The organism is Jiangella endophytica (genome assembly GCF_003427025.1).
Lineage (GTDB): Bacteria > Actinomycetota > Actinomycetes > Jiangellales > Jiangellaceae > Jiangella > Jiangella endophytica.
In genome coordinates this window covers 19,617-44,453 of record NZ_QVAI01000021.1, presented here as the reverse complement: position 1 = coordinate 44,453, position 24,837 = coordinate 19,617, and the positions used below count along the sequence as shown (strand labels likewise).

Sequence of the window (24,837 nt, the reverse complement as noted above, 5' to 3'; positions counted from 1 at the left end):
TGCGCGGGAGCGTGGAGCCATGACGAACACCATCGTGGTCACCGACCGGCTGACCAAGCGCTACGGCGACCGGCTCGCCGTGAACGACGTGAGCCTCACCGTCCGCCGCGGTGAGGTGTACGGCTTCCTCGGACCGAACGGAGCCGGCAAGACGACCACGCTGCGCATGCTGCTCGGCCTGGTCCGTCCCACCAGCGGGACCGCCACGATCCTGGGCCACGCGCCCGGTGAGACCGGCGCGACGGCGAGAGTCGGCGCCCTGGTCGAGGGTCCCGGTTTCTACCCCTACCTCTCCGGCCGCGACAACCTGCGCGTCATGGCCCGCTACCAGGGCGTCTCCGACAACGCCGTCGAGGACGCGCTGCGCCGGGTCGACCTCGTCGAGCGTGGCGGCGACGCGTTCAAGTCGTACTCGCTGGGCATGAAGCAGCGGCTCGGCGTCGCGTCGGCACTGCTCGGCGAGCCGGACCTGCTGGTCCTGGACGAGCCGACGAACGGGCTGGACCCGGGCGGCATGGCCGACATGCGCAAGCTGGTCGTCGACCTCGCGGCGCAGGGACAGACGGTGCTGCTCTCCAGCCACCTGCTGGCGGAGGTGCAGGAGATCTGCGACCGCGTCGGTGTCATCGCGCACGGGCGGCTGCTGGCCGAGAGCACGGTCGCCGAGCTGCGCGGAGCCAGCACGCTGCTGGTCCGCGCGCAGCCGGTGGAGCTGGCGCTCTCGGTGTCGATGCAGGTGGCCGGCGACGACGCCGTCCAGCTGACCGACGCGGGCGTGCGGCTGGAGCTGCCCGAGGAGCGGGCGCCCGAGCTGGCCCGCGCGCTGGTCGCGGCCGGCGCCGACATCCACGAGATCCGCCCGACCGAGCGGTCTCTGGAGGACGTGTTCTTCGAGATGACGACCGACCAGGAGGAGAACCGATGAGCACCGCGACGATGACCGGCCGGTCCGCCGCCCGCGGCGAGACCCGCGCCGTCCCGACCGTGCTCGGCGGCCTGCTCGCCGGCACCAGGGCCGAGCTGCTGCGGCTGCGCAAGTGGCCCGCGGTCTGGGTCCTGGCGACGGTGTGGCTGCTGCTCAACCTCACCTTCGCGTACCTCTTCAACTACATCGCCTACTCGACCGGGTCGTCCGGCTTCTCCAACGAGGGCGTCCCGCCGTCGGCGCTGCTGCCGGACCTGCTGCCGGCGGCGATCCCGTCGGTCTTCACCAGCGGCATGCCGATGTTCGGCGGCGCGATCATGTTCATCCTGGGCGCGCTTGCGGCCGGCAGCGGGTTCGGCTGGGGCACCTGGAAGACCGTGCTCACGCAGGGTCCGAGCCGGCTGTCCACCTTCGGCGGGACGCTGGCCGCCGTCGGCCTCATGGTCGTCGGGGTGGTCGCGGCGACGCTGGCCCTGGACCTCGCGGCGTCGACGCTGATCGCCGTCGTCGAGGGGCAGAGCATCGTGTGGCCGGCGCTCGGCACCTTGGCCGAGTCGGTCGGCGGCGGGCTGCTGATCTTCGGGATGTGGGCGGCGGCCGGTGTGCTGGTCGGCGTGCTGACCCGCAGCCCGGCGCTGGCCGTCGGCCTCGGCCTGGTGTGGTCGCTGGTGATCGAGAACCTGCTGCGCGGCGTCGGCAACCTGCTCAGCGGCATCGAGTACGTGACCGACGTGCTGCCGGGGACGGCGGCCGGGTCGCTGGCGGGCGCGCTGGGCGCCGGCGGCTCGGACGACCCCGACGGCGCTCCGGGTGTGCTCACCGTCCTCGACGGCCGCCCCGCGGCGCTGCTGGTGGCGGCATACCTGGTGGTCTTCGCCGTCGTGGGCGCGCTGCTGATGCGGCACCGCGACGTCACCTGATCGTCCGCGCCCGGCTCCTGCCGTCGCCGCGCCCCGGTACGCTGCCAGGGCGCGGCGACGGCGATTCGACGGGGAGGTGCGATGAGGTTCGGCGTCCTGGGTCCGTTGACGATCCACGACGACGACGGCACGGCCGTCCCGGTCACCTCCACCAAGCAGCGGCTGCTGCTGGCCGTCCTGCTGGCCCGCCGCAACACCCGGGTGTCCGCCGACATGCTGCTCGAGGCGCTGTGGGACGGGCCGCCGCCCCGATCGGCGCGGGCCAACCTGCAGGTCTACGTGCACCGGCTGCGACGGCTGCTCGGCGACGACCGCATCGTCCACCACCGCTCCGGCTACCAGCTCGTGGTGCGGCCCGGCGAGGCGGACGACGAGGACTTCCAGCGGCTGGCCGCCGACGGCAGCGCCGCCCTCGCGCTCGGCGACGTCGACAGCGCCGCGGAGCTGTTCCACCGCGCCGCGGCTCTCTGGCGCGGACCATCGACCTATGCCGACGTCGCCGAGTCCGGGGACGTCGGCGTCGAGGCGGCTCGGCTCGACGAACTTCGGCTCGCGGTGGCCGAGCTGCGCATCGACGCCGATCTCGAACGCGGCCAGCACGATCTGCTGGTCGCGGAGCTGACCGCGCTGGTCGCCGCGTACCCGCTGCGCCAGCGGCTGTACCGCCAGCTCATGCTCGCGCTGCACCGCTCCGGCCGCACGGCCGACGCGCTCGACGTCTACCATCGCGCCCGCACCGCGCTGGTCGAGGAGCTGGGCCTGGAACCGGGGCCCGAGCTGCGCGAGCTGGAGCAGGCCATCCTGACCGAGGACCCGGCGCTCACCTTGCCGCCGGCCCGCGACACCGGCGCGACCCGCCCGGCCGAGCTGCCGCCCGCCAACCCGGCCTTCACCGGCCGACGCGACGAGGTGCGGCAGATCACCGGCTGGTTGACCGGCGGCGACGTCGTGACGATCAGCGGGCCCGGCGGCGTGGGCAAGTCCGCGCTGGCTCTGCGGGCCGCGCACGAGGCCGCCGCAGCCTTCCCCGACGGTCAGCTGTACGTGAACCTGCGTGGCGCGACCCCGGGCGTCCGGCCGCTCCAGCCGCTCGACGTGCTGGCCCGGTTGCTCGGGTCGCTCGGTGTCGAGGAGCGGCGGATCCCCCGCGACCCGTCCGCCGCGGCGGCCTTGTTCAGGTCCGCGGTCGCCGGGCGTCGGCTGCTGATCATGCTCGACGACGCCGACTCCGCCGCACAGGTCCGTCCGCTCCTGCCCGGCCGCCCCGGCGCGGGGCCGGTGCTGCTCGTCACCGGCCGGCGGGTGCTCGCGACGCTCGCCGGCACGCGGCGGCTGACGCTCGGGACGCTGCCCCCGGACGAGGCGGTCGATCTGCTCGCCGCGGTGGCCGGCCCGGACCGCGTGGCCGCGGAGCCGGCCGTCGCGGCCGAGGTCGCGCAGCTGTGCGGGTTGCTCCCGCTGGCCGTCCGGGTGGCCGGCGCGCGGCTGCTGTCGCGACCCGACTGGTCACTCTCCGCACTGCGTGACCGCTTGGACGACGCCCAGCACCGCCTCGACGAGCTGGAGCACGACGATCTCGCGGTCCGCGCCAGTTGCGACGTCGCCTTCACCGCGCTGCCCGAGACGCCCGCGGCGGTCTTCACCGGCCTGGGCCTGGCCGGCTTCGCCGACTTCACCGTGCACACCGCGACCGCGCTGGCCGGCCGGTCGCTGACGGCGACCCGGCATGCGCTGGACCAGCTGGTCGAGGCGCAGCTGCTCATCGCCGCGCCCGGCGACCGGTTCACGCTGCACGATCTCGTTCGCCTCTACGCACGCGAGCGGGCCGAGCGGACGCTGACCCCGTCCGGCCGCGACGCGGCCATCCGCCGCGCCCTGCACCACTACCTCGCCACCGCGCGCAACGCGTCCCGCATGGGCGTCGCCTGGTCCGACAGCCACGCGGCCATCGGCCCGGCCACGACCACGCCGCGCCCGAACGGCGGCGACCTGCCCGACGGCCCGGCGATCGCGGCCTGGGTGCAGGCCGAATCGGACAACATCGCGGCGGCCGCCATCCACGCCGCCGCGCTGGGCGGCGACGGACCGGCCATCCTCGCCGGCCTGGCCGTGGCCATGGCGCACCCGCTGCGCAGTCAGGACCGGTGGACCGACCTCATCGCGATCAGCCGGCTGGCGCTCGCGACACTCGGCGACGACGGACAGGCCCAGTGGCGCTCGAAGCTGCACCTGAACCTCAGCGACGCCGCCTTCATGCTGCACCGGCTGGCTGAGTCGCACCACCATGCGCTGGCCGCCGTCGAGGCCGCCCGCGAGAGCGGTGACCGTCCCGGCGAGGCCTACACCCGCAGCGTGCTCGGCTTCGCGCTGCACCACCTCGGCCGCGCCGACGAGGCGTTCGAGCAGTACCGCCGCGCGCTCCTGCTCCAGCGCGAGATCGGCGACGCCAAGGGAGAGGCGCACACCCTCACCCTGCTCGGCGTCTGTCACCACCTGGCCGGCCGGCTGGACGAGGCCATCGCGTGCCAGGAGCGAGCGCTCCGGCTGAACGACAGCCCGCACCTCACCGGCATCGCGCTGTTCCGGCTCGGCGACGCCCACCTCGACGCCGGGCGGCGGGAGCGCGCGCTCGACCACTTCGAGCAGGCGATCGAGGCGTTCCACACCTGCGGCTCCAGCGTCGACGAGGCACTGGCCCGGTGGCTGCGCGGCGACATCCTGCGAGCCCTCGGACGCGACGGCGACGCCCGGCACAGCTGGACCAGCTCGGCCGAGCTGCTGCGCGAGATGCACAGCCTGACCAGCGACGAGGCCGGCGACCTGCTCGGCGCTCCGGTGCCGCGGATGCCCGACGTGCTGCGCCGCGGCCGCGAACTCCTCCACCCGGCCTGACCCCGGCCGGACCCCGGCCGGCACGCGTGTAGTGCGCGTGTAGTGGCGCCTGGAATCGTCGCGTCGGTTCGCCCGAACCAGCTCATACTGACGTACCGGAGATCTGTGCGCGTGAAATCGACCATCCGAGCCCGAGCCATCGTCCCGCTGGCCGGCATCGCCCTGCTCTTCGCGACCGCCGCCTGCGGCTCCGACGACCCGCCGCCACCGCCGTCGGCCCCGGAGTCCGACCTCGAACTGACCATGACCGACCCGCCCGCGGACGCTGCGGAGGACACCGAGCAGGAGGCCGGCGGCGACTACTGCGAGACGCTCCAGTCGCTCGGCGACGACCTGCTGAGCGGCCCCTCGGCCACCGATCCCGACGCCGCCAGCGGCCTGGTCGACGTGTACCGCGACCTCGCCGCAGCCGCGCCGGAGGACGTCGCGGCCGACTGGACCGCGATGGCCGACGCCATGGAGGCGCTGTCCGACATCGACCCGGCCGACCCGGAGGCGCTCGAGCAGCTGGACCAGCTGGGCGACCTCACCGAGATCAGCCAGCGGCTGGGCGAAAGCGTCCAGTCCGAGTGCGGCTGACCACAGACCGCGGCCGGGGTCACGCCGCCACGTGACCCCGGCCGCGTCAGGCGAGCGGGCGGCCGGCGGCCGTCCGCTCGCGGCGTCTGCGGCGGACCAGCAGCAGGGCGAGGCCGGCCAGCAGGACCGAGGCGCCGCCGCCGAGGCTCACCGGGAGCCACGGGAACCCGCCCGCGACCTCTCCGGGGCGGACGACGGCGAGCACCTGCCCGTGGGCGGCGTCGACGACGTAGAGGTCGCCGCCCGGGCCGACCGCCATCGTCCGCGGGTCGAGCGGGTCGCCCTGACCCCGGTCCGGCAGCGTCGTCGTGATCGTCCCGTCCGGATCGATCCGGCGCACCCCGTCGACCGTCGCCACGAACACGTTGCCGCCCTCGTCGACGACGATGTCCGTCGGCGCCAGGACCACCGCCTCCGTCGCGGGGCCGCCGTCGCCGGCCGGGTCGTCGGACACCACGTTCTCGCCGATGCCGGCGAACTCCCGCGCCTGTTCACCCGGTGCGGCGGCGAACACCAGGCCCGTGGCGACATCGGTGACGTACACGGTTCCGTCCGGGCCGACCGCCACCCCTTCGGGCTGCTCGAGGGTGACGGCGCCGAACCCGCCCACCGTGTGGATCGTGCCGTCGGACCGGATCTCGAACACCGCCTTGGCGACGCCGTCGAGCACGTACACCGTGCCGTGGAGATCGGCCGCGACGTCGACCGCGGTCAGCCCCTGCGTCGCCGCCAGGTCTCCGTCCAGCACCTGATCGTCGCTGGCCGGGCCGCCGGCGATGGTCACCAGACGCCCGTCGGGGTACACGCGCACCACCGCATGGTCCATGATCGCGTAGAGCTCGCCGCCCGGACCGGTCGCCAGCTGACCGAGCCGGCCCAGCTGGGCCGGAGCGATCGGCAGTGCGGTCAGCACGTCGCCGTCCGCGACGCGCAACCGCACCGCGTCCCGTTCGCCCACAGTGAGGGCCCCGTCGGGCCCGACGGCGATGGTGAGGTCCGCCCCCAACGCGGCCTCGGCCAGCGACTCGTCGGCGAGCACGCCGGTCCGGAAATCGGCCAGCGTGTCGATGACGCCTGCCGTGTCGATGCGCCGCACGAGGTCTCCGCGCGGTCCGCCGAGGAGGATCGTGCCGTCCGGGGCGACGTCGAGGGCGCTCGGTTCGCCCAGCTCGGCCTCGGCCGCCGGGCCAGCGTCGCCGGTGTCGTGCGGTGCGCCGGTGCCGGCGACCGTCGTGATGACGCCGTCGGCGCCGACCCGGCGGATCCGGCTGTTGAACGTGTCGGCGATGAAGAGGCTCCCGTCGGGCGCGACGGCGAGGTCGCTCGGCGTGTTCAGCTCCGCCTCGACGGCCGGGCCGCCGTCGCCCGCGAACCCGCCCTCGTTGGGGCCGAAGTAGCTGTCACCGGCGACCGGGACCAGCACCCCGTCCGGCCGGACCATCCGCACGTACGGCCGGCCGCTCTCGATGACGTAGACGTTGCCCTCGTGGTCGACGTCGATCGCGGCGGGATCGGACAGGCCGGCCCGCACCGCCGGCTCGTCGTCGGCGTCGTTCGCCAGCAGCGGGCCACCGCCGGCCACGGCCCGCAGCACGCCGTCGGGGTCCACCCGGCAGACCAGACCGAGGGTCCGGTCGGCCAGGTAGACGCCGTCCGCGCCGACGGCGACATCGACCGGATAGTCGAGCGTCGCCTCAGCCGCCGGCTCGCCGATGCAGGCCGGTCCGGTCGCGCTGCCGCCGGCCCGGTCCGCTCCGGCGATCGTGGTGATGCGCCCGTCGGTGCCGATGCGGCGGACCCTGGCGTTGCCGGCGTCGGCGACGTACACATTGCCGTCGGCGTCCACGTCCAGGCCGGCCGGGAAGTTCAGCTGGGCCGCGGCGGCCGGTCCGCCGTCGCCGCCGAAGCCGCTCTCACCGGTCCCGGCCAGGGTCGACACGGCGCCGTCCGGGCCGACCTCGTGGATGACGTGGCGCAACGTGTCCACGACATACGTGACGCCGTCCGGGCCGGCCACGACCGCGGCGGGACCGGCGGCCGGGTCCTCGGGCCGGACGGGCTCCGGCGGATCGACGGGCGGGCCGCCCGCGCCGGCGACGGTGACGATCGAGCCGGGGTCCGCATCGGGCCACGGTGAGCCGGCCGGTTCCACCGGCTCCCCCGCTGCCGGCACGGCGGCGGGATCGGCCACCCGCCACACCTGGTTCTGCCCGGTGTAGTACAGGGCTCCGTCGATGCCGGCCGCGATGTCCCAGGTGTCGGCGGGCAACGGCCGCACCGTGGTGAACCTGCCGTCGGCCAGCACGCGCAGCCGGCCGTTGCCGGGATCGGTGACGTAGAGGTTGTCGTCCGCGTCGACGGCCAGGCGGCGGCCGCCCGTATGAGCCGCGTCGGCCGGCTCCTGGTCGTCTCCACGCCGGGCGATGTCCTCACCCGGCACGACGTGGAGCGTCCCGTCCGGCCCGACCTCGAACACCGAGCCGTCCTCCACGAGGGTGAAGTAGACGCTTCCGTCCGAGTCGACCGCGACGCTCGCCGGGGCGTCGATGTCCACGCTCGTGCCCGGCTGTCCCTCGTCCGACGACGGGTTCTCCTCACCGCCGCCGGCCACCGTCGTGATGACGCCGTCGGTGCCGATGCGGCGCACCCGGTCGTTGTTCGTGTCCGCCACATAGACGTTGCCGTCACCGTCGACGGCGATGTCGGCGGGTTCGTGGATGGACGCGTCCAGGGCCCGCCCGCCGTCCGGATCACCGGCCTCGACGCGCTCGTCCCCCGCGCCCGCGAGGACGGTGATCGTGCCGTCGGGAGCGATCCGGCGGATGTCGTCGGCACCGGCGACGTAGACACTGCCGTCCGCGCCGGCGGCCGTCGCGATGGGTGCGTTGCTCGGGCTGAAGGTGTCCGGGTCCTGCATCTCCAGCTCGTCCCTCTCCGGCGAACGCCGCGCCCGAGTGCCCGCCAGCGTGTCGATCACGCCGTCGGCAGTCACGACCCGGACCCGCTGGTTGTGCCGGTCGGCCACGTACACGGTCCCGTCGGGCCCGACGGACACCCGCAGGTGATCGTTCAGCCGCGCCTCGGTCGCCGCGCCCCCGTCGCCGGAATAGCCCCTCTCCCCGTTGCCCGCGATCGGGATCGCCTCACCGGGGAGGTCCTCGGTCCCGGAGGCCGGCACCGCCGCGCCGGCCAGCAGCCCGGTCGAGAGCAGAAGGGCAGGAAGCAACGCCCGGTTCACCACGAAGTCCCATCGATCGATCGGATGACGCCGCTCGTCCTCATCGGCTACGCCGCCGCACGACTCAGCCGGCGCCAGCGCGCGTAGTGCGCGGTGTGCACCGTGGCCAGCACCACCGCTGCGGCCGCGATCGCGATCGCCACGTGGCCGGCCGGGCTCAGCTCCAGCGCCAGATCACCCGAGCCCGGCTTGATCACCAGCATCAGGATCAGCGGGACCGAGGTGCCGGCGATGCCCGCGGGCAGCCCGGCCGACCGGGGCCGGAAGGACCCGGCCACGCACAGCGCGACCACGACCAGCGTGAGAGCGATCGCCACCATGGCCGGGTTGGCGCCGTTGCCCACCCGGATGCCCCTCCCCGCGATCTCCCAGAGCGAGCCGTGGGTCTGGTACACCGGCCCCCAGGCCGTGTCGTAGCTCAGCAGCCGGTCCTCGAAGAGCGGCACGAACATCAACCCCAGCACCACCATCGCGAGCGGTGCGTAGAAGCGGGCGTAACCGTCGAAGACCCGGCCGGCGTCGTCGTTGTCCGAGGTCATGCTGGTGCGGGTCCTTCCGAAGCCGTGGCCGGCGCCGTGGACGTACCGGCCTGCCGCGCGCGGCGGCGGACCAGCAGGACGGTCGCGCCCGCCAGCAGGACCACGGCACCGGCGCCCAGGCTCACCGGGAGCCACGGGAACGGCCCGGAGACCTCGCCGGGACGGACGACGGCGAGCACCTGCCGCTGGGCGGCGGCAACGACGTAGAGGTCGCCGCCCGGGCCGACCGCCATCGTCTCCGGGTCGAGCGGATCGCCCTCCTCCGGCTCCGTCAGGGCCGTGGTGATCGTCCCGTCCGGGTCGATCCGCCGCACCCCGTCGGCCGTCTCGACGAACACGTTGCCGCTCTCGTCGACGACGACATCCCTCGGCGAGCGGACCACCGCCTCCGTCGCCGGGCCTCCGTCGCCGACGTCGTCGTTCTCCACCACGTCCTGGCCGTTGCCGGCGAACTTCTCCGCCTCGTCGCCCGACGAAGCGAACACCAGGTTCACCGCGACATCGGTGACGTAGACCGTCCCGTCCGGGCCGACCGCCATCCCGTGCGGCTGCGCGAGGTTGACGGCGTCGAACCCGGCGACGGTGTGGAGGGTGCCGTCGTGGCGGATCTCGTACACCGCCTTACGGACGTCGTCGAGCACGAAGACCGTGCCGTCGGGACCGACCGCGACGTCCTTCGGCGACAGCATCTGCGTCGTCGCCAGGGCGCCGTCGACGATCGGCTGCTCGTTCGACACGCCGCCGGCGATGGTGACCAGCCGGCTGTCCGGGAAGACCCTCGCGACGGTCTGCCCCAGGCTCACGTACACCTCCCCGCCGGGTCCCGTGGCCACCTGGCCGAGCCCGCCCAGCGTCGCGTCACCGGCCAGCACGTCGGTGAAGATGTCGCCGTCGGTGGTCCGCAGCCGAAGGGCCTGGCCGTCCGCGACCGTCAGCGACCCGTCCGGACCGACGGCGATCGTCATGCCCGTCGACAGTTCCGCCTCGTCGACCGGTTCGTCGACGGCGTCACCCATCCGGAAGGCCGCCAGCGTCTCGATGACGCCGTCGCCGTCGATGTGGCGCACGACGTCGCTGCGCGGGCTGCTGATCACGATCTCGCCGCCGGGATCGACGTCGATGGCGCTCGGTTCGTTCAGCTCGGCGTCGGCCGCCGGGCCACCGTCGCCGGTGTCGTGCGGCGATCCGGTGCCGGCGACGGTGGTGATGACGCCGTCGGCATCGACGTGCCGGATGCGGCTGTTGAAGGTGTCGGCGATGAAGAGGCTCCCGTCGGGAGCGACGGCGAGGTCCAGCGGGGTGTTCAGCTCCGCCTCGGCGGCAGGCCCGCCGTCGCCGGAGAATCCGCCCTCGTCCTGGCCGAAGTAGCTGTTACCGGCGACCGCGACCAGCACCCCGTCCGGCCGGACCATCCGCACGTGCGGCCGGCCGTTCTCGATGACGTAGACGTTGCCCTCGGCATCGACGTCGATCGCGCTGGGCTCCCACAGGCTGGCCTGCACCGCGGGCTCGTCGTCGGCGTCGTCCGCCCACAGCCTGCCGCCCCCGGCCACCGTCGTCAGCAGGCCGTCCGTGCCCACCCGGCAGACCAGACCGCGGGACGGGTCGGCGAGATAGACGCTGCCGTCGGCGCCCACGGCGACGTCGACGGGATGGGCGAGCACCGCCTCGACGGCAGGCTCGCCGACGCACAGCGGCTCGGGGTCCTGGTCGTCGTAGTCCTCCGGCCGCTCCGCTCCGGCGACGGTCGTGATGACGCCGTCGGTGCCGACGCGGCGGATCCGGGAGTTGCCGGCGTCGGCGACATAGACATTGCCGGCGGCGTCGACGTCGAGGCCGCTCGGAGAGCTCAGCTGGGCCGCGGTGGCGGGTCCGCCGTCACCGCCGAAGCCACCCTCGCCGGTCCCGGCCAGGGTCGACACGGCGCCGTCGGCGTCGACCTGGTGAATGACGTGGCGCAGCGTGTCAGCGACATAGGTGACGCCGCCGGGGCCGGCCACGACCGCCACGGGACCGGCGGCCGGGTCGTCGGGCTGGACGGGCGCCGGCGCCTCCTCGGGTGCACCCGCGACACCGGCCACCGTGACGACGGTGCCGGGGTCCGCATCGGGCCACGGCGACCCGGCCGGCTCCACCAGCTCGGCAGCCGCCGGCACGGCGGTGGGATCGGCCACCCGCCAGACCCGGCTGTCCGCGGCATAGACGAGGTCGCCCTCCGCGCCGATCGCGATGTCCTGGGTGGTGGACGGCAGCGGGCCGACCGTGGTGATCTCTCCGTCCGCGGCGCTCAGCACGCGCAGCCGCTGGTTGTCGGGGTCGGTCATGTAGAGGTTGTCGTCGGCGTCGACGGCCAGCCGGCGGCCACCCGTGGTGGCCGCGCCGGGCGCCGGCAGGTCCGCACGGATCAGGGCGATGTCGTCGCCGCCGATCACCCGCAGCGTCCCGTCCGGCTCGATCCCGAACACCGAACCGCTCAGCTGAGTGGTGAAGTAGACGCTTCCCCGGGAGTCGACCGCGACGCTCGTCGGAGCGTAGGTGTCCAGGCTGGTGCCCGGCTGCCCCTCGGCCGATTCGGGTGACGCCTCACCACCGCCGGCGACCGTCGTGATGACGCCGTCGGTGCCGATGCGGCGCACCCGGTTGCTGTTCGTGTCGGCCACGTAGACGTTGCCGCCGGCGTCGACGGCGATGTCGGACGGTTCGTGGATGGACGCGTCGACCGCCTGCCCGCCGTCCGGGTCACCGGCCTCGATGCGCTCGTCGCCGGCACCGGCCAGCACCGTGACGGTGCCGTCGGAGGCCACCCGGCGGACGTCGTCGTCACCGGCGACATAGACACTGCCGTCCGGGCCGACTGCGGTCGCGATCGGCGCGTTGCTCGGGCTGAACGTGCCCAGTCCGGGCACCTCGATACCGTCGGTCTCCGGCGAACGCTGTGCGCGGGTCCCTGCCAGCGTGTCGATCACCCCGTCGGGTGTCACCACCCGCACCCGCTTGTTGTAGCGGTCGGCCACGTACACGGTCCCGTCGGGCCCGACGGACACCTGGAGACGATCGTTCACCCTCGCCTCCGTCGCCGCGCCCCCGTCGCCGGAGTACCCCACCGAGCCGATGCCGGCGATGGCGACCGGCTGACCCGGGAGGGCCTCGGCGGACGGCGCCTCGGCGGACGGCGCCTCGCCGGTCGGCGTCTCGCCGCCGGCGGCCGGTACGGCGGTACCGGCCAGCAGGCCGGTCGAGAACAGAAGGGCAGGAAGCAACGCCCTGGTCACCACGGGATCCCCCATCGGTCGAGTCATACCGCCGACGATGGTGGCGGGCGCCGCTTTACTCTCGCTTTCCTCTGCCTGACGTGCCAGGTCAGAGCCGGTGGCCGGAGGCCGTCCGCTCGCGGCGCCAGCGGGCGAAGTGCACCGCGTGCACGACTGACAGAGCAAGGGTGAAGACCGCGATCGCCATCGAGGCGAGGCCGTCCGGGCTCAGGTCGGGCGCCGGGTCTCCGGTGCCGGGCTTCGTGGCGAGCATGACGATGATCAGCAGGCACACCACGGCGATACCGGTCGGCAGGCCGCCAGAGCGTGGCCGGAACGTCGCCGTCAGACAGAGCGCCATCATGATCAGCGCGAGGATGATGCCCAGGACGGCCGGATCGCCGTTGGTGTTCGAGGCGGTCTCCCAGAGGTTGCCGAACCGGCTGGCCACCCCGCCGGTCTCCGGGTCGACCCGCAGGTCGTCGAACATCGGCTTGAAGACCAGGCCCAGTGCGGCCACGGTGAGCGGGCCGTAGAGGCGGGCATAGCCGTCGAACATCCTGCCGTCGTCGTCGTTGCTCATGCGGTCGCGGTTCCTTCCGTCGTGGGATCGGGGTCGGTCATCGGTGCGGACGCGGCGCCCGCGGCTCGGCGGCGGCGCACCAGCAGGACGGCGGCCGCGGCGGCGAGCAGCACCCCGGCGCCGGCGATCCACCAGGGGATGCCGCCGGAGATCTCGCCGGGGCGTACGACGGCGAGCACCTGGTCGGTGTCGGAGTCGACGGCGTAGAGGTCGCCACCCGGCCCGGCCGCCAGGGTGGTGATCCAGCGGTCGGTGTCTCCGTCCGGCTCCGTGTCGAGCACCGTGGTGATGGTGCCCTCGCCGTCGACGCGCCGGATGCCGTCGAAGGCGGCGATGTAGACGTTGCCGTCCGGATCGACGGCGACGTCGGCCGGCGACGCCACGACCGCGTCCGCGGCCGGTCCGTCGTCGCCGACGTCGTCGTTGACGACGGTGCTGTCGCCGGTGCCCGCGAAGACCCGGGCGTCCTCGCCGGGCGTCACGGCGGTCACGGTGTCGCCGGCCTCGTCGCTGACGTAGATCGTGTCGTCGGGGCCGACGGCGAGGCCGGACGGGAGCTCGAACGTGACGCCGTCGAACCCGGGCACCGCCGCGATCGTGCCATCGCCGGCGATCCGGTAGACGGCCTGGGTCGCGACGTCGAACAGGTGCACCACGCCGGTCGGTCCGACGGCGACGTCGCGTGGCGACAGGACCTGCCCGACCGCCGTCGCGCCGTCGACGACCGGGTGCTCGCCGACCCCGCCGCCTGCGATGGTCACGCGCCGGCCGTCGGGGTACACCCGCACGACGGAGGCCCCCAGCACGGCGTAGACCTCCCCGCCGGGACCGGTGTCCAGCCTGCCGAGCCCGGCCAGCTCCTGGTCGGCGGCCCCTACGCCGACCAGGTCGCCGCTGTCGAGGCTCCGCAGCCGCTGCGCCCGCGGCTCACCGACCAGCAGTGTTCCGTCCGGTGTGACGGCGATGCTCATGGCGTCGGTCAGCTCCGTCGTGGCAGCCGGCTCCGCGGCCGCGTCGCCCTCGCCGAAGTCGGCCACCGTCTCGATGACGCCGTCGGCGCCGATGCGCCGCACGAGGTCCTCGTCGATGCCGGCGAGGACGAGTGCGCCGTCGGGCGCGACGTCGACGGCCGCCGGCTCGTTCAGCCCGGCGTCGGCCGCCGGGCCACCGTCGCCGGTGTCATGCCGCACTCCGGAGCCGCCGACGGTGGTGATGACACCGTCGGCGCCGACCCGGCGGATCCGGTTGTTGAAGGTGTCGGCGATGAGGAGGCTCCCGTCGGGGCCGGCGGCGACGTCGATCGGCGTGTTCAACTCCGCCTCGACGGCCGGGCCGCCGTCGCCCGCGAACCCGCCCTCGTCGAGACCGAGGTAGCTGTCACCCGCCACCGCGACCAGCAGGCCGTCGGGCCGGACCATCCGCACGTACGACCGGCCGGCCTCGACGACGTAGACATTGCCTGCGGCGTCGACGTCGACCGCGCCGGGCTCCCACAGGGTGGCCTCGACGGCGGGGTGGTCGTCGGCGTCCTTCGCCCAGCGTTCACCGCCCCCGGCCACCCGCGTGAGCAACCCGTCCGGGCCGATGCGGCAGATCAGGGCGCGGGCCGAGTCGGCCAGGTACAGGCTGCCGTCCGGCCCGGCCGCGACGTCGGCCGGCATGCCGAGCGCCGCCTCCGTCGCGGGCTCCCCCACGCAGGTCGGTGGCGGGTCGCCGTCGTTCGTGCCGGCCCCGGTGCCGGCGACGGTGGTGATGACGCCGTCGGTGCCGACCCGGCGGATCACGCCGCCGGACGAATCGGCGATGTACAGGTTGCCGGCGGCGTCGACGTCGATGCCCGCCGGGGTGCCCAGCAGCGCCTCGTCGGCCGGCCCGCCGTCGCCGGTGCCGCCGTCCTCGCCGGTGCCGCCGTCCTCGCCGGTGCCCGCCACGACGCTCACGGTGCCGTCGGCGTCGATGCGATGGACCACGTGGCGCACGGCGTCCGCGGCGTAGGTGACGCCGTCCGGGCCGGCCGCGACGGACGACGGGCCCGCGTACGGGTCCGGCGGCGTCACGGGCTCGGCCGACTTCTCGGGGTCGGACGGCACGCCGGCCACGGTGAGCAGGTCCCCGGGATCGTGATCCGGCCAGGGCGACCCGGCCGGCGTCACAGCGGCGTCCGGCTCGGCGACGCCCTGCGGGAGCCGCCACACCCGGGAGTCGGCGGAGTAGTAGACGGTGCCGTCAGGGGCCACCGCGATGTCGCCCGCCGAGCTCGGCAGCGGACCCGCGACCTCGATCATGCCGTCGCGCACCACCCGCAACCGGCCGTTGGCCTCGTCGGTGATGTAGAGCTCGTCGCCCGGCCCGACCGCCAGCCGGCGGCCGAGCACGTCGGTGACGCCGACCAGCTCCTCGCGCCGGTCGAGGACCGCGAGGTCCTCGCCATCGATGACGCCGAGCACGCCGTCGGGACCCACCTCGTACACGTCGGGGCCCCGCTCGAGGGTGAAGTACACCGTGCCGGTGGAATCGACGGCGACGCTCACCGGCGCGTACAGGTCGGCGTGCGTGGCCGGCCCGTCCGCGGCCTCGGCCACCGGCAGCTCACCGCCGCCGGCGACGGTCGTGATGATGCCGTCGACGCCGATGCGGCGGATCCTGTTGTTGCGGGTGTCGGTCAGGTAGACGTTGCCGTCGGCGTCCACGGCGATGTCCTCGGGGCTGTAGATGGCGGCGTCGGCGGCCAGGCCGCCGTCGGGGTCGCCGTCGTCGATCTCGTCCTCGCCGGCACCGGCCAGGACCGTGACGGTGCCGTCGGGCGCGACCCGGCGGACGTCCATGGCACCGGCGACGTAGATGCTGCCGTCAGCGCCGGCCGCGCTCGCGGCCGGCGTGTTGCTGGGACTCCAGAACCCCCAGCCCGGCAGCTCCGGCCCGTCGGTCTCGGGTGAGCGCAGAGCCCGGGTGCCGGGGACGGTGTCGATGACGCCGTCGGGGCCGACGAACCGCAGCCGATTGTTCACCCGGTCGGCGATGTAGAGCGTGCCGTCGGGCCCGGCGGACAGCCGGAGGGTCTGGTTCAGGCGAGCGTCCAGCGCGGGTCCGCCGTCGCCGGAGTAGCCGGCGGCGCCCGTGCCGGCGACGGCGACCAGCTCACCGGGCAGCGGCTCCGGCGGCGTGGTCTGCGCCGCCGCCGGCGCTGTCGCCAGCCCCGATGCGAGCAGCAGGCCCGATAGCAGTGCTCTGGACAACAACAGGGTCCCCCTCCGGTCGGTCGCGTACCGCCGGAGATGGTTGCAGGCACCACTTTCTTTTCACTTTCACCGACCCCGCCGTGGCAGGTCGGCGGATCACTCGCGAGTGCTGATCTCCATCTGGATGTCCATGTCGAGCTCCATCGTCTGCTCGTCGGTGCCGTCGCCGGCCGCCATCGCGATGAACGTGCCGGTGTCGCTGCTGCCGGCGAGAGCGACCGGGAAGCTCAGCCGGCCGGCGCTGGTGCCGGAGCCGGAGCCGGACGCCTCGACCAGCTCGACCGAGGCGCCACCCTGCTCGATGGTGGTGGGCTCGGCCTGCTGCACCATCTCGACGGCGAGCTCGTAGGCGTCGCCGTCGAACGACGTCAACGTGTAGCTGAAGGTGTTGCAGAAGGTGAAGCCCTGCGAGTCGACGGCAGTGGCGACGTCCCAGGTGGCGCCGAGGCCGACCGGCTCGGTGGGCAGCGGGACGGTGAGGTTGGCGAGCTGGCTGTCGAGCTGCTGCATGGTCGCGGCCAGCGTGGGGTCGAGGCCGGTGAGGTCCATCGCGCCGTCGACGAACGCACCGCTGCGGGTGGTCGTGACGGTGCCCGTGACGCCGACCATGGTGTCGAGCAGGCCCTGCGTGGCGGGATCGCCGCCCTCGACCTCGACGCGGTCGTAGGTGACCGTCATGGTGATCTCGTCGTCAGTGACGTCGTCGATGGTCAGCGCCATGCCCATGACCATCGGCGGCGTGGGCGTGGAGGGCTGCTCCTGGCCGTCGACGCTGATCTCGGTGCCCATGGTCATGCGCATGTCGACGGCGGCGGAGTCGCCGGCCGTGGGGGCGAGCTCCATCAGGGTCCGCGGCTCGTCGCCGGCGCCGGTGACGGTGGCCTCGGGCGGGCCGTCGGCGCAGGCCACATCGGCGACCGGCTCGTCGGCCGACTCCGTCTCGTCGGCCTCGTTCTCGCCCGAGGAGGCGGCCGACGGCGCGGTGGTGTCGTCAGCCGTGCCGCCGCCGGAGTCGTCGCCGCAACCGGCGAGAACGAGCAGGGCAGCGGCCAGGGGCAGGCAGCCGGTGATGCGGCGCACGGGAACTCCTCGGGACGGTTCGAGCGGATCGTCCCGCACTCTATAGGCCCGCGCCGACAACGAGCATCGCCACAAGGTAGTCAGCCGGTCGGGCCGCGGCCGCTCCAGCTCCACGCGTACGCGCCGTCGTCGCTCTGCTGCCCGGCCTCGCCGATCTCCAGAGGCCGGAACGTGTCGACCATGACCGCCAGCTCGTCGAAGTAGTCCTTGCCCAGCGCCCGCTCGATGGCGGCCGGCTGCGGGCCGTGCGAGTGACCGCCCGGATGCAGCGTGATCGAGCCCAGGCCGATGCCGGAACCCTTGCGCGCCTCGTAGTCGCCGCCGCAGTAGAACATGACCTCGTCGGAGTCGACGTTGGAGTGGTAGTAGGGCACCGGCACGGCCAGCGGGTGGTAGTCGACCTTGCGCGGCACGAAGTTGCAGATGACGAAGTTGTAGCCCTCGAACACCTGGTGCACGGGCGGCGGCTGGTGGATGCGCCCGGTGATCGGCTCGAAGTCGTCGACGTTGAACGTGTACGGGTACAGGCAGCCGTCCCAGCCGACCACGTCGAACGGGTGCGTCGGGTAGGTCACGATGCTGCCGACCAGCCCGGACGGCCCGTGGCCGCGGTGCTTCGTGTAGACCTCGACGTCGGTCCCCACGGTCACGAACGGCTCGGCCGGCGCGGTGAGGTCGCGCTCGCAGTACGGCGCATGCTCGAGGAACTGGCCGAACCGCGACAGGTACCGCTTCGGCGGGGTGATGTGCGAGTTGGCCTCGACGACGTACGCGCGCAGCGGGCCGTCGCCGGTCGGGACCCAGCGGTGCACCGTCGCACGCGGGATGATCGCGTAGTCGCCCTTGCGCACCTGCAGCAGGCCGAACATGGTCTCGAGCGTCGCCTCGCCGTCCTCGACGTACACGCACTCGTCGCCGATGGCGTTGCGGTACAGCGGCGACGACTCGCCGGCGGCGACGTAGGCGATGCGGACGTCGCCGTTGCCGAGCAGCAGCCGCCGCCCCGTCACCACGTCGAACGCCTTCCAGTCCTGGCCGGGGAAGAGATCGTGCGGCTTGAGGTGCAGCGGCTTGAGCGGGTGGTTCGCGACGGTGCGCGCGTCAGGCAGCTCCCAGATGCGGGAGTCGACGATGGCCGACGGGACACCCTCGTGGTACAGCAGCGACGAGTCGGAGGAGAAGCCTTCCTCGCCCATCAGCTCCTCGTAGTAGAGGGCGCCGTCGGGCTTGCGGAACTGAGTGTGCCGCTTGGGCGGGACCAGGCCGACGCTGCGGTAGAACATCTCCGTCACCTTCTCGGCATTGTTCGAATATCGGACGCACTTGCCCGTATATCGACCAGGGTCGAGGATGGGTCCGACAGGTGTCAAGGGGAGCCAGGGCGACGCCGGCCGTGAGGTCCGAGACGGCGGCGGGGCCCACGAGGGAGAGGGATCCGGACCGGCGATGACGATTCCACCGATGTTCGAGCGGCTGGTCGACGACGCCGCCGTGTTCCCGCCCGGCGACCTGCCGCTGGCCGACGCCGTCCCGGCGCATGTTGCGCACCGGTCGGCGTGGTACTCCGCGCTGGTCGGGCCGCTGCTGTGCCCCGCGTCGTCACTGGAGTCGCTGGCCGGGCTGGCGCGCTCGCTACCGGAGCCGCTGGAGGTGGCGGTCGTCGTCGACACCGGGACGGCCGGCGTGCTGGCCGCCGTCGACACCGTCGCGCAGGAGCCACGGCTGGTGCTGCGCGGCGTCGAGGTGCCGCTACGCGGGTCGCCGTTGGGTGAGAACGCGCGGCGGACGGTCGCGGCGCTCGACGCCGCGCTGGGCGGTCCGGACGACGACGAGCCGGCCTACGTCGAGGTGCCGCGCTCGCCCGGCTGGGAGGTCGCGCTGGACGTCGTCGCCGACGCCGGGTACCGCGCCAAGCTCCGCACCGGCGGACCGTCGCCCGATGCGATGCCGCCGGACGACGAGGTCGCCGCGTTCGTCGTCGGCTGCCTCGACCGCGGGATCCCGTTCAAGTTCACCGCCGGGCTGCACCACGCCGTCCGCCGGCCGTCCGAGCACGGGTTCCTCAACCTGCTGCTCGCCACCGGGACCGCGGCGGGCGGCGGCACGGCGGCCGACGTCGCCGCCGTCCTGTCCATCGACGACGGGGAACGGCTCGCGGCCGCCGTCACGGAACTGCCGGCCCCGTCGGTGCGCCGCTGGTTCGCGTCGTACGGGTCGTGCAGCATCGCCGAACCGCTGGCCGAACTGGTCGCCCTCGGGTTGGCCGCCGAGGTCGCCCCGTGACGTGGCTGGAGCTCGGCGACGACGCGCCGTTCGACGCGTGGACGCTGCCCTATGGCGTCTTCTCCACCGCGGGCGAGGCGCCCCGGGTGGGCGTCGCCGTCGGCTCGTGGGTGCTCGACCTCGCGCCGCTGGCCGGCGCGGAGCTGTTCGCGCAGCCCACGCTGAACCCGTTCCTCGCGGCCGGGCGCCCAGCCTGGGACGCGGTGCGCGGACGGCTGCTGGAGCTGGTCACCGAGGAGGCGCACCGTACGTCCGTCGAGCCGCACCTCGTGCCGGCGGCCGACGTGCGGCCGCACCTGCCGTTCGAGGTCGCCGACTACGTCGACTTCTACGCCTCGCAGACCCACGCCGAGAACGTCGGCCGGCTGTTCCGGCCCGACAACCCCGCACTGCCGGCGGCCTGGCGGCACCTGCCGATCGGGTACCACGGCCGGGCGGGCACGGTCGTGGTCTCCGGGACGCCCGTCGTGCGGCCGTCCGGCCTGCGCCGAGGCGGTGGAGCGGACGCGGCACCGGCGTTCGGGCCGTCGCTGAAACTGGACATCGAGGCCGAGGCCGGCTTCGTCGTCGGGACGCCGTCACCCCTGGGCTCGCGGGTGCCGGTCGGCGCGTTCGAGGACCACGTGTTCGGCATGGTGCTGGTCAACGACTGGTCGGCGCGCGACATCCAGTCCTTCGAGTACGTCCCGCTCGGCCCGTTCCTGGGCAAGTCCTTCGCGACGTCGGTGTCGCCGTGGGTGGTGCCGCTGGCCGCGCTGGCGCACGCCCGGGTGTCGCCGCCGCCGCGGTCGCCCGAGCCGGCCGCCTACCTGGCCGACGCCGAGCCGTGGGGACTCGACGTCTCGCTCGAGGTCGAATGGAACGGGACGGTCGTCTCACGGCCTCCGGTGCGCGAGCTGTACTGGACCGCCGCGCAGCAACTGGCCCACCTGACCGTCAACGGCGCCTCGCTGCGCACCGGCGACCTCTACGCGTCCGGCACCGTCAGCGGACCCCGCCCGGGCGGCAGCGGCTGCTTCCTGGAGCTGACCTGGAACGGCGCCGAGCCGATCACCCTGGCCGACGGCTCGGCGCGCGCCTTCCTCGAGGACGGCGACACCGTCACCATCCGCGCCACCGCCCCCGGTCCTGCGGGCGCCCGCCTCCGCCTCGGCGAGGTGACCGGCACCGTCCACCCCACCCCATGATCATCAATGATCGAACCCTCTATAGGTGGTTGGATCATTGATGATCATGGGATCGGACGTGGCAGGACGATCCGCACGTCCGCGCCTGCCCGCGCCAGCCGCGGGCGGTGAGGACGCGGGCCTGTTCGGCGGCGACGCCGCAGGGATCACCGAACACGTCGGCATAGCCGTAGCGCAGCGTGGCGTGCCCGTCGACGGTGGCACGGTTGTCGCGGCGGCGGTCACGGAACCGTCCCTCGCCGACGTGGCCGACACGCCCGTCCAACTCCACCCGCACCGAGTACGGGTCGTAGTCGACGTCGACCCAGATGACCCGCTGACCCGCGACACGTCGCTGCCGGCACCCGACCGGCAGACCATGAGCCCGCTCGACCCGGCGCAGATGCCGCACCTCCAGCGGCGACTGCGCACCATCGGCCACGTCGACGAGCATCGCCTCGACCATCGGACGCCAGCGGATCTTCTTACGCCGCCCCAGCGCGTCGGCCAGCCGCTCCGGCGTCGACAAGCGACGCTGACACGCCGCCGTCACCCAGCCCTCCGCCTCACGCGGATGTGACGCCACGTCCACCAGATCGAGCACCGTCTCCTCGAGCCGGGTACGCGGCGGCGTCGCGGCCGGATGACGCGTCCGCGGCAACCGATGCGCATAGTGGACCCGGACACCCTCGATCTTGCACTGCACGTAACGATCCGCCGGGACCGTGACGTGCACCACCGGGCCTGGATCGTCACACAACCCGTCCACAAACGCGGCCGTGCGATGACTGGCGACCGCGCCCCGGCCGGCCCGCAGGATGGCCGCCCACACCCGCGCCTCGAACGTGAGCGGACCCGTGAACGTGGCGAACACGCCAGCGTGGACCCGCCGCCAGCGCCCCGAGGTGACCAGCCACTCGATGCGCCGCACCTTCAGCCCGCACGTGATGGCCTGAGCACGGCTCACCAGCCCGTGCTGAACGGCGATCAGGTCATCGAGATCCACCCCACCACCCTGCGCGAACCGGAACCGTCCGGCCACCCCCAGTTCGCCATCTGTGGACAACGATGATCATCAATGATCCAACCGCTCATAGGTGGTTGGATCATTGATGATCATGGGAGGGGGTCAGGCGTGGGCGGCGTGCTCGTGCTCGACGTGGCCCTCCGGCTCGATCTGGAACGTGCTGTGGTCGATGTCGAAGTGGCCGGCCAAGCACTCGTGCAGGCCGTCGAGGACGGAGTCGGCGCCGCAGCCGGGCTCGGCGGAGTCGGCGATGACGACGTGGGCGGACAGCACCGGGACGCCGCTGGTGATGGTCCAGGCGTGCAGGTCGTGCACGTCGACGACGCCGGGGATCTCCATGATGTGGTGGCGGACGTCCTTGAGGTCGACGCCCTTCGGGGTGGCCTCGAGGAGGACCTCGAACACCTCGCGCAGCAGGAGCCAGGCCCGCGGCAGGATCAGCACACCGATCAGCATCGACGCCACCGCGTCGGCGCGGACCCAGCCGGTCGCCATGATCACGACGGCCGCGGTGACGACGGCCAGCGAGCCCAGGGTGTCGCCCACGACCTCGAGGTAGGCGCCGCGCACGTTCAGGCTCTCGCGCTGGCCGGACCGCAGGAGCAGCAGCGCGACGACGTTGGCCAGCAGGCCGATGATCGAGACCACCAGCATGATGCCGGTCTCGATCTCGCCGGGGTCGCCGAGCCGCCGGATGCCGCCGACGATCGCCAGCACCCCGATGACCCCGACGACCACGCCGTTGGTCAGCGCCGCCAGGATCTCGGCCCGCTGCCAGCCGAACGTCCGCGCGGTGTTCGCCGGCTTGGCCGCGATGGCCGTGGCCAGCAGCGCCAACGCGACGCCGAGACCGTCGGCCAGCATGTGCCCGGCGTCGGCCAGCAGCGCCAGCGAGCCGGACATGAACGCGCCGACGACCTGTACCGCCAGCACGACGCCGATGATGACCAGCACCGCCTGCATACGGCGCCGGTACGCGTACGACGCGGTCGTGCCCTGCGGCAGGCCGTGCCCGTGACCGTGTCCGGCGCCCATCAGTGCACCCGCCCCGGCCTGGTCGCGGGCGCGGCGGCGTCCGGACGGGCCCGGTGCCCGTCGGTGTGCGGCCCGGCCGCGTCCGCGTGCGGCCCCGCGGCGTCCGGGTGCGCCCCGGCGGCGTCGGCGTGCGGCGCGTGCCCGGTGCTCACGCCGTCCGGCCGCAGCCGTGCCGGCGAGCCGGCCGCCGCGAGGACGTCCTCGGCGGCGGCCAGCATGGCCCACAGCTCGGGCCGGACCAGCGCGTAGAACGTGGACCGGCCGTGCGGGTGCGGCTCGACCAGTCCGGCGTTGCGCAGGCTGGACAGGTGGCCGGAGACCGTCGACTGGGCCAGGCCGAGCTCGGCGGTGAGGTCGACCACCCGCCGTTCGCCGTGGCCGAGCAGCCGCACGATCTCCAGCCGAGCGGGGTCGGCGAGGCTGTGGAACAGCTGCACCGCGGCCGCGTCGACCGACGCACGATTCATCGTCATGTAACGATGATAGCGCGTCCTACCGATGAGCCGTCACGGGATCGCCGGTTTGCCCGCCGTCCACACCCAGACGTCGAAGAACTCCTCCAGGTCCCGCCCGGAGACGTCCTCGGCCAGTGCCTGGAAGTCGTCCGTCGTCGCGACCGAGTCCTTGTACCGGGCCGGCCACTCCAGCGACAGCGCGTCGAACGCCTCCTCGCCGATCTCCAGCCGCAGCGCGTACAGCGTCGCCGCGCCCCGGTCGTAGACAGCGGCGGCGAACAGCCCGAGCGGGCCCGGGTCCGCGACCACCGTCTGCCAGAACGCGCTGGTCTCGGGGATCGCCATGACGTCGGCGAAGTTCTCCGCGGCGGTGGTGCGGCCGTCGTGCTCGGACCACAGCCACTCGGCGTAGCTGGCCCAGCCCTCGTTCAGCCAGATGTCCTGCCAGCGCGCCGGGCTGACGCTGTTGCCGAGCCACTGGTGCGCCAGCTCGTGCGCGACCGTCCCCTCGTTCGCCCGCGTGGAGTAGATCGGCCGGGTCTGCGTCTCCAGCGCGTACCCGACGCTGTCGTCGTCGACGATCGCTCCGTAGGACGAGAACGGGTACGGGCCGAACTTCGTCTCGAACAACGCGATCATCTCGGCGGTCTGGGCGAGGCCGGCCGACGCGGCGGGCGCGAGGTCGCGGTCGATCGCGTCGATCAGCGGCAGCCCGTCCGGCGTCGTCGTCTGCCTCAGCTCGTAGTTGCCGACCGACGCCGTCACCAGGTAGCTGGCCATCGGCTCGCGCGACGACCACTCCCAGGTCGTCCACCCGCCGGCCGTCTCGGAGCCCACGAGGTCGCCGTTGCCGACCGCGACCAGACCCTCCGGCACCGCGACGGAGACGTCGTAGGTGGCCTTGTCGGTCGGGTGGTCGCTGACCGGGTACCACGTCATCGAGCCGTCGGGCTCGCTCGCCACCATGGCGCCGTCGCGCGTCGTGACCCAGCCGTACAGCGCCCCCTCGATGTCGGTGGGCCGCCCGGTCGTGCCGCCGTACGTGACGACCACGTCGACCGACCTGCCGCGCGGCAGGATCGTCTTCGGCGTGACGATCAGCTCGTCGCCCTCGCGGGTGAACGGCGCCGGCCGGTTCTTGACGACGACCGACTCCACGTCCAGCCCGCGCAGGTCCAGGTTGAAGCTGGTCAGGTGACGGGTCGGCACGATCGTCACGGTGGCGACGGCGTCCAGCTGCCCGGTCAGCGGGGCGGGCGCCGGAGCCGGCGGCTGGTACCGCAGGTCGAGGTCGTAGTGCACGGCGTCGTAGCCGCTGTTGCCGGCGAACGGGAAGTAGGCGTCGCCCGCCCCCGACCCGCCCGGCGACGGCCTGGACGACTGTCCGTTCGCCGCGCTCGCTGGGACGACGGCAGCTGCCAGCAACGCCACGGCTGCCGCCGCGACGACGCCGGACCTGACTCGAGATCTCATCGAGAACGCTCCCCCGGTTGGACGACGGATGTGATCACCGCAGCCTGCCGGAAATCCCGACAAAGGGGAATGCCTTGGCCCGCGATACTCGCTTGCGCGGCCGGGACCGGCTCCGGGATCATCGCCGCCATGACGACACGTGGAAAGGGCGG

Annotated in this window: 17 protein-coding genes; 6 read left to right on the top strand and 11 right to left on the bottom strand. The window is 73.6% G+C overall.

Annotated features, from left to right (window positions below; all coding sequences use genetic code 11):
• The first annotated feature begins 19 nt into the window (after positions 1 to 19).
• The 4 genes from DZA62_RS30075 (at position 20) to DZA62_RS30060 (ending at position 5,316) form a co-directional block, all read left to right on the top strand.
• Complete coding sequence (locus tag DZA62_RS30075; RefSeq protein ID WP_116952653.1) at positions 20 to 925, top strand: ABC transporter ATP-binding protein; 906 nt, start codon at positions 20 to 22, stop codon at positions 923 to 925.
• On the top strand, positions 922 to 1,845 hold the full coding sequence (locus tag DZA62_RS30070) for a hypothetical protein (protein ID WP_232827645.1): 924 nt from the start codon (positions 922 to 924) through the stop codon (positions 1,843 to 1,845). The genes DZA62_RS30075 and DZA62_RS30070 overlap by 4 nt, the downstream gene beginning before the upstream one ends.
• A gap of 81 nt (positions 1,846 to 1,926) precedes the next feature.
• Entirely contained in the window at positions 1,927 to 4,737 is a 2,811-nt protein-coding gene (locus DZA62_RS30065) for an AfsR/SARP family transcriptional regulator (RefSeq protein ID WP_116952652.1), read from the top strand.
• Positions 4,738 to 4,848: 111 nt separating this feature from the next.
• Positions 4,849 to 5,316, top strand: coding sequence for a hypothetical protein (locus DZA62_RS30060; protein WP_157987998.1), 468 nt, complete (start codon positions 4,849 to 4,851; stop codon positions 5,314 to 5,316).
• A gap of 46 nt (positions 5,317 to 5,362) precedes the next feature.
• Here DZA62_RS30060 and DZA62_RS30055 read toward each other — a convergent pair whose 3' ends face one another.
• The 7 genes from DZA62_RS30055 to DZA62_RS30025 all read right to left on the bottom strand — a co-directional run bounded on the left by DZA62_RS30055 (position 5,363) and on the right by DZA62_RS30025 (position 18,529).
• Positions 5,363 to 8,542: an NHL domain-containing protein gene (locus tag DZA62_RS30055; protein WP_157987997.1), complete on the bottom strand. Its 3,180-nt coding sequence runs from the start codon at positions 8,540 to 8,542 to the stop codon at positions 5,363 to 5,365.
• Between the two features lie 59 nt (positions 8,543 to 8,601).
• Positions 8,602 to 9,093, bottom strand: a complete 492-nt coding sequence (locus tag DZA62_RS30050) for a hypothetical protein (RefSeq protein ID WP_116952649.1) — start codon at positions 9,091 to 9,093, stop codon at positions 8,602 to 8,604.
• Positions 9,090 to 12,380, bottom strand: a complete 3,291-nt coding sequence (locus DZA62_RS30045; protein WP_157987996.1) for an NHL domain-containing protein — start codon at positions 12,378 to 12,380, stop codon at positions 9,090 to 9,092. The genes DZA62_RS30050 and DZA62_RS30045 overlap by 4 nt, the downstream gene beginning before the upstream one ends.
• Positions 12,381 to 12,453: 73 nt before the next feature.
• Positions 12,454 to 12,927, bottom strand: a complete 474-nt coding sequence (locus tag DZA62_RS30040; protein ID WP_116952647.1) for a hypothetical protein — start codon at positions 12,925 to 12,927, stop codon at positions 12,454 to 12,456.
• The gene (locus tag DZA62_RS30035) at positions 12,924 to 16,163 is read right to left on the bottom strand and encodes an NHL domain-containing protein (protein WP_157987995.1); all 3,240 of its coding nucleotides are present in this window, start codon (positions 16,161 to 16,163) and stop codon (positions 12,924 to 12,926) included. Before DZA62_RS30035 ends, DZA62_RS30040 begins: the two co-directional genes overlap by 4 nt.
• A 99-nt stretch (positions 16,164 to 16,262) precedes the next feature.
• A complete protein-coding gene (locus DZA62_RS30030) occupies positions 16,263 to 17,246 on the bottom strand; it encodes a DUF6263 family protein (protein ID WP_116952645.1) in 984 nt (327 codons plus the stop codon).
• Positions 17,247 to 17,326: 80 nt separating this feature from the next.
• On the bottom strand, positions 17,327 to 18,529 hold the full coding sequence (locus tag DZA62_RS30025; protein WP_116952644.1) for a homogentisate 1,2-dioxygenase: 1,203 nt from the start codon (positions 18,527 to 18,529) through the stop codon (positions 17,327 to 17,329).
• 163 nt (positions 18,530 to 18,692) lie between these two features.
• Between DZA62_RS30025 and DZA62_RS30020 the strand changes: the two genes are divergently transcribed.
• Positions 18,693 to 19,529 (top strand): hypothetical protein, encoded by an 837-nt coding sequence (locus DZA62_RS30020; protein ID WP_116952643.1) that lies wholly within the window; start codon positions 18,693 to 18,695, stop codon positions 19,527 to 19,529.
• Positions 19,526 to 20,716: a fumarylacetoacetase gene (gene fahA, locus DZA62_RS30015; RefSeq protein ID WP_198664355.1), complete on the top strand. Its 1,191-nt coding sequence runs from the start codon at positions 19,526 to 19,528 to the stop codon at positions 20,714 to 20,716. The genes DZA62_RS30020 and fahA overlap by 4 nt, the downstream gene beginning before the upstream one ends.
• Before the next feature lie 34 nt (positions 20,717 to 20,750).
• Here fahA and DZA62_RS30010 read toward each other — a convergent pair whose 3' ends face one another.
• The 4 genes from DZA62_RS30010 to DZA62_RS29995 all read right to left on the bottom strand — a co-directional run bounded on the left by DZA62_RS30010 (position 20,751) and on the right by DZA62_RS29995 (position 24,685).
• Entirely contained in the window at positions 20,751 to 21,701 is a 951-nt protein-coding gene (locus DZA62_RS30010; RefSeq protein WP_116952724.1) for a type IV toxin-antitoxin system AbiEi family antitoxin domain-containing protein, read from the bottom strand.
• Positions 21,702 to 21,824: 123 nt separating this feature from the next.
• Complete coding sequence (locus tag DZA62_RS30005; RefSeq protein WP_116952641.1) at positions 21,825 to 22,757, bottom strand: cation diffusion facilitator family transporter; 933 nt, start codon at positions 22,755 to 22,757, stop codon at positions 21,825 to 21,827.
• Positions 22,757 to 23,230, bottom strand: a complete 474-nt coding sequence (locus DZA62_RS30000) for an ArsR/SmtB family transcription factor (protein WP_116952640.1) — start codon at positions 23,228 to 23,230, stop codon at positions 22,757 to 22,759. The genes DZA62_RS30005 and DZA62_RS30000 overlap by 1 nt, the downstream gene beginning before the upstream one ends.
• A gap of 33 nt (positions 23,231 to 23,263) precedes the next feature.
• Positions 23,264 to 24,685, bottom strand: coding sequence for a M1 family metallopeptidase (locus DZA62_RS29995; RefSeq protein ID WP_116952639.1), 1,422 nt, complete (start codon positions 24,683 to 24,685; stop codon positions 23,264 to 23,266).
• Between the last annotated feature and the right edge of the window lie 152 nt (positions 24,686 to 24,837).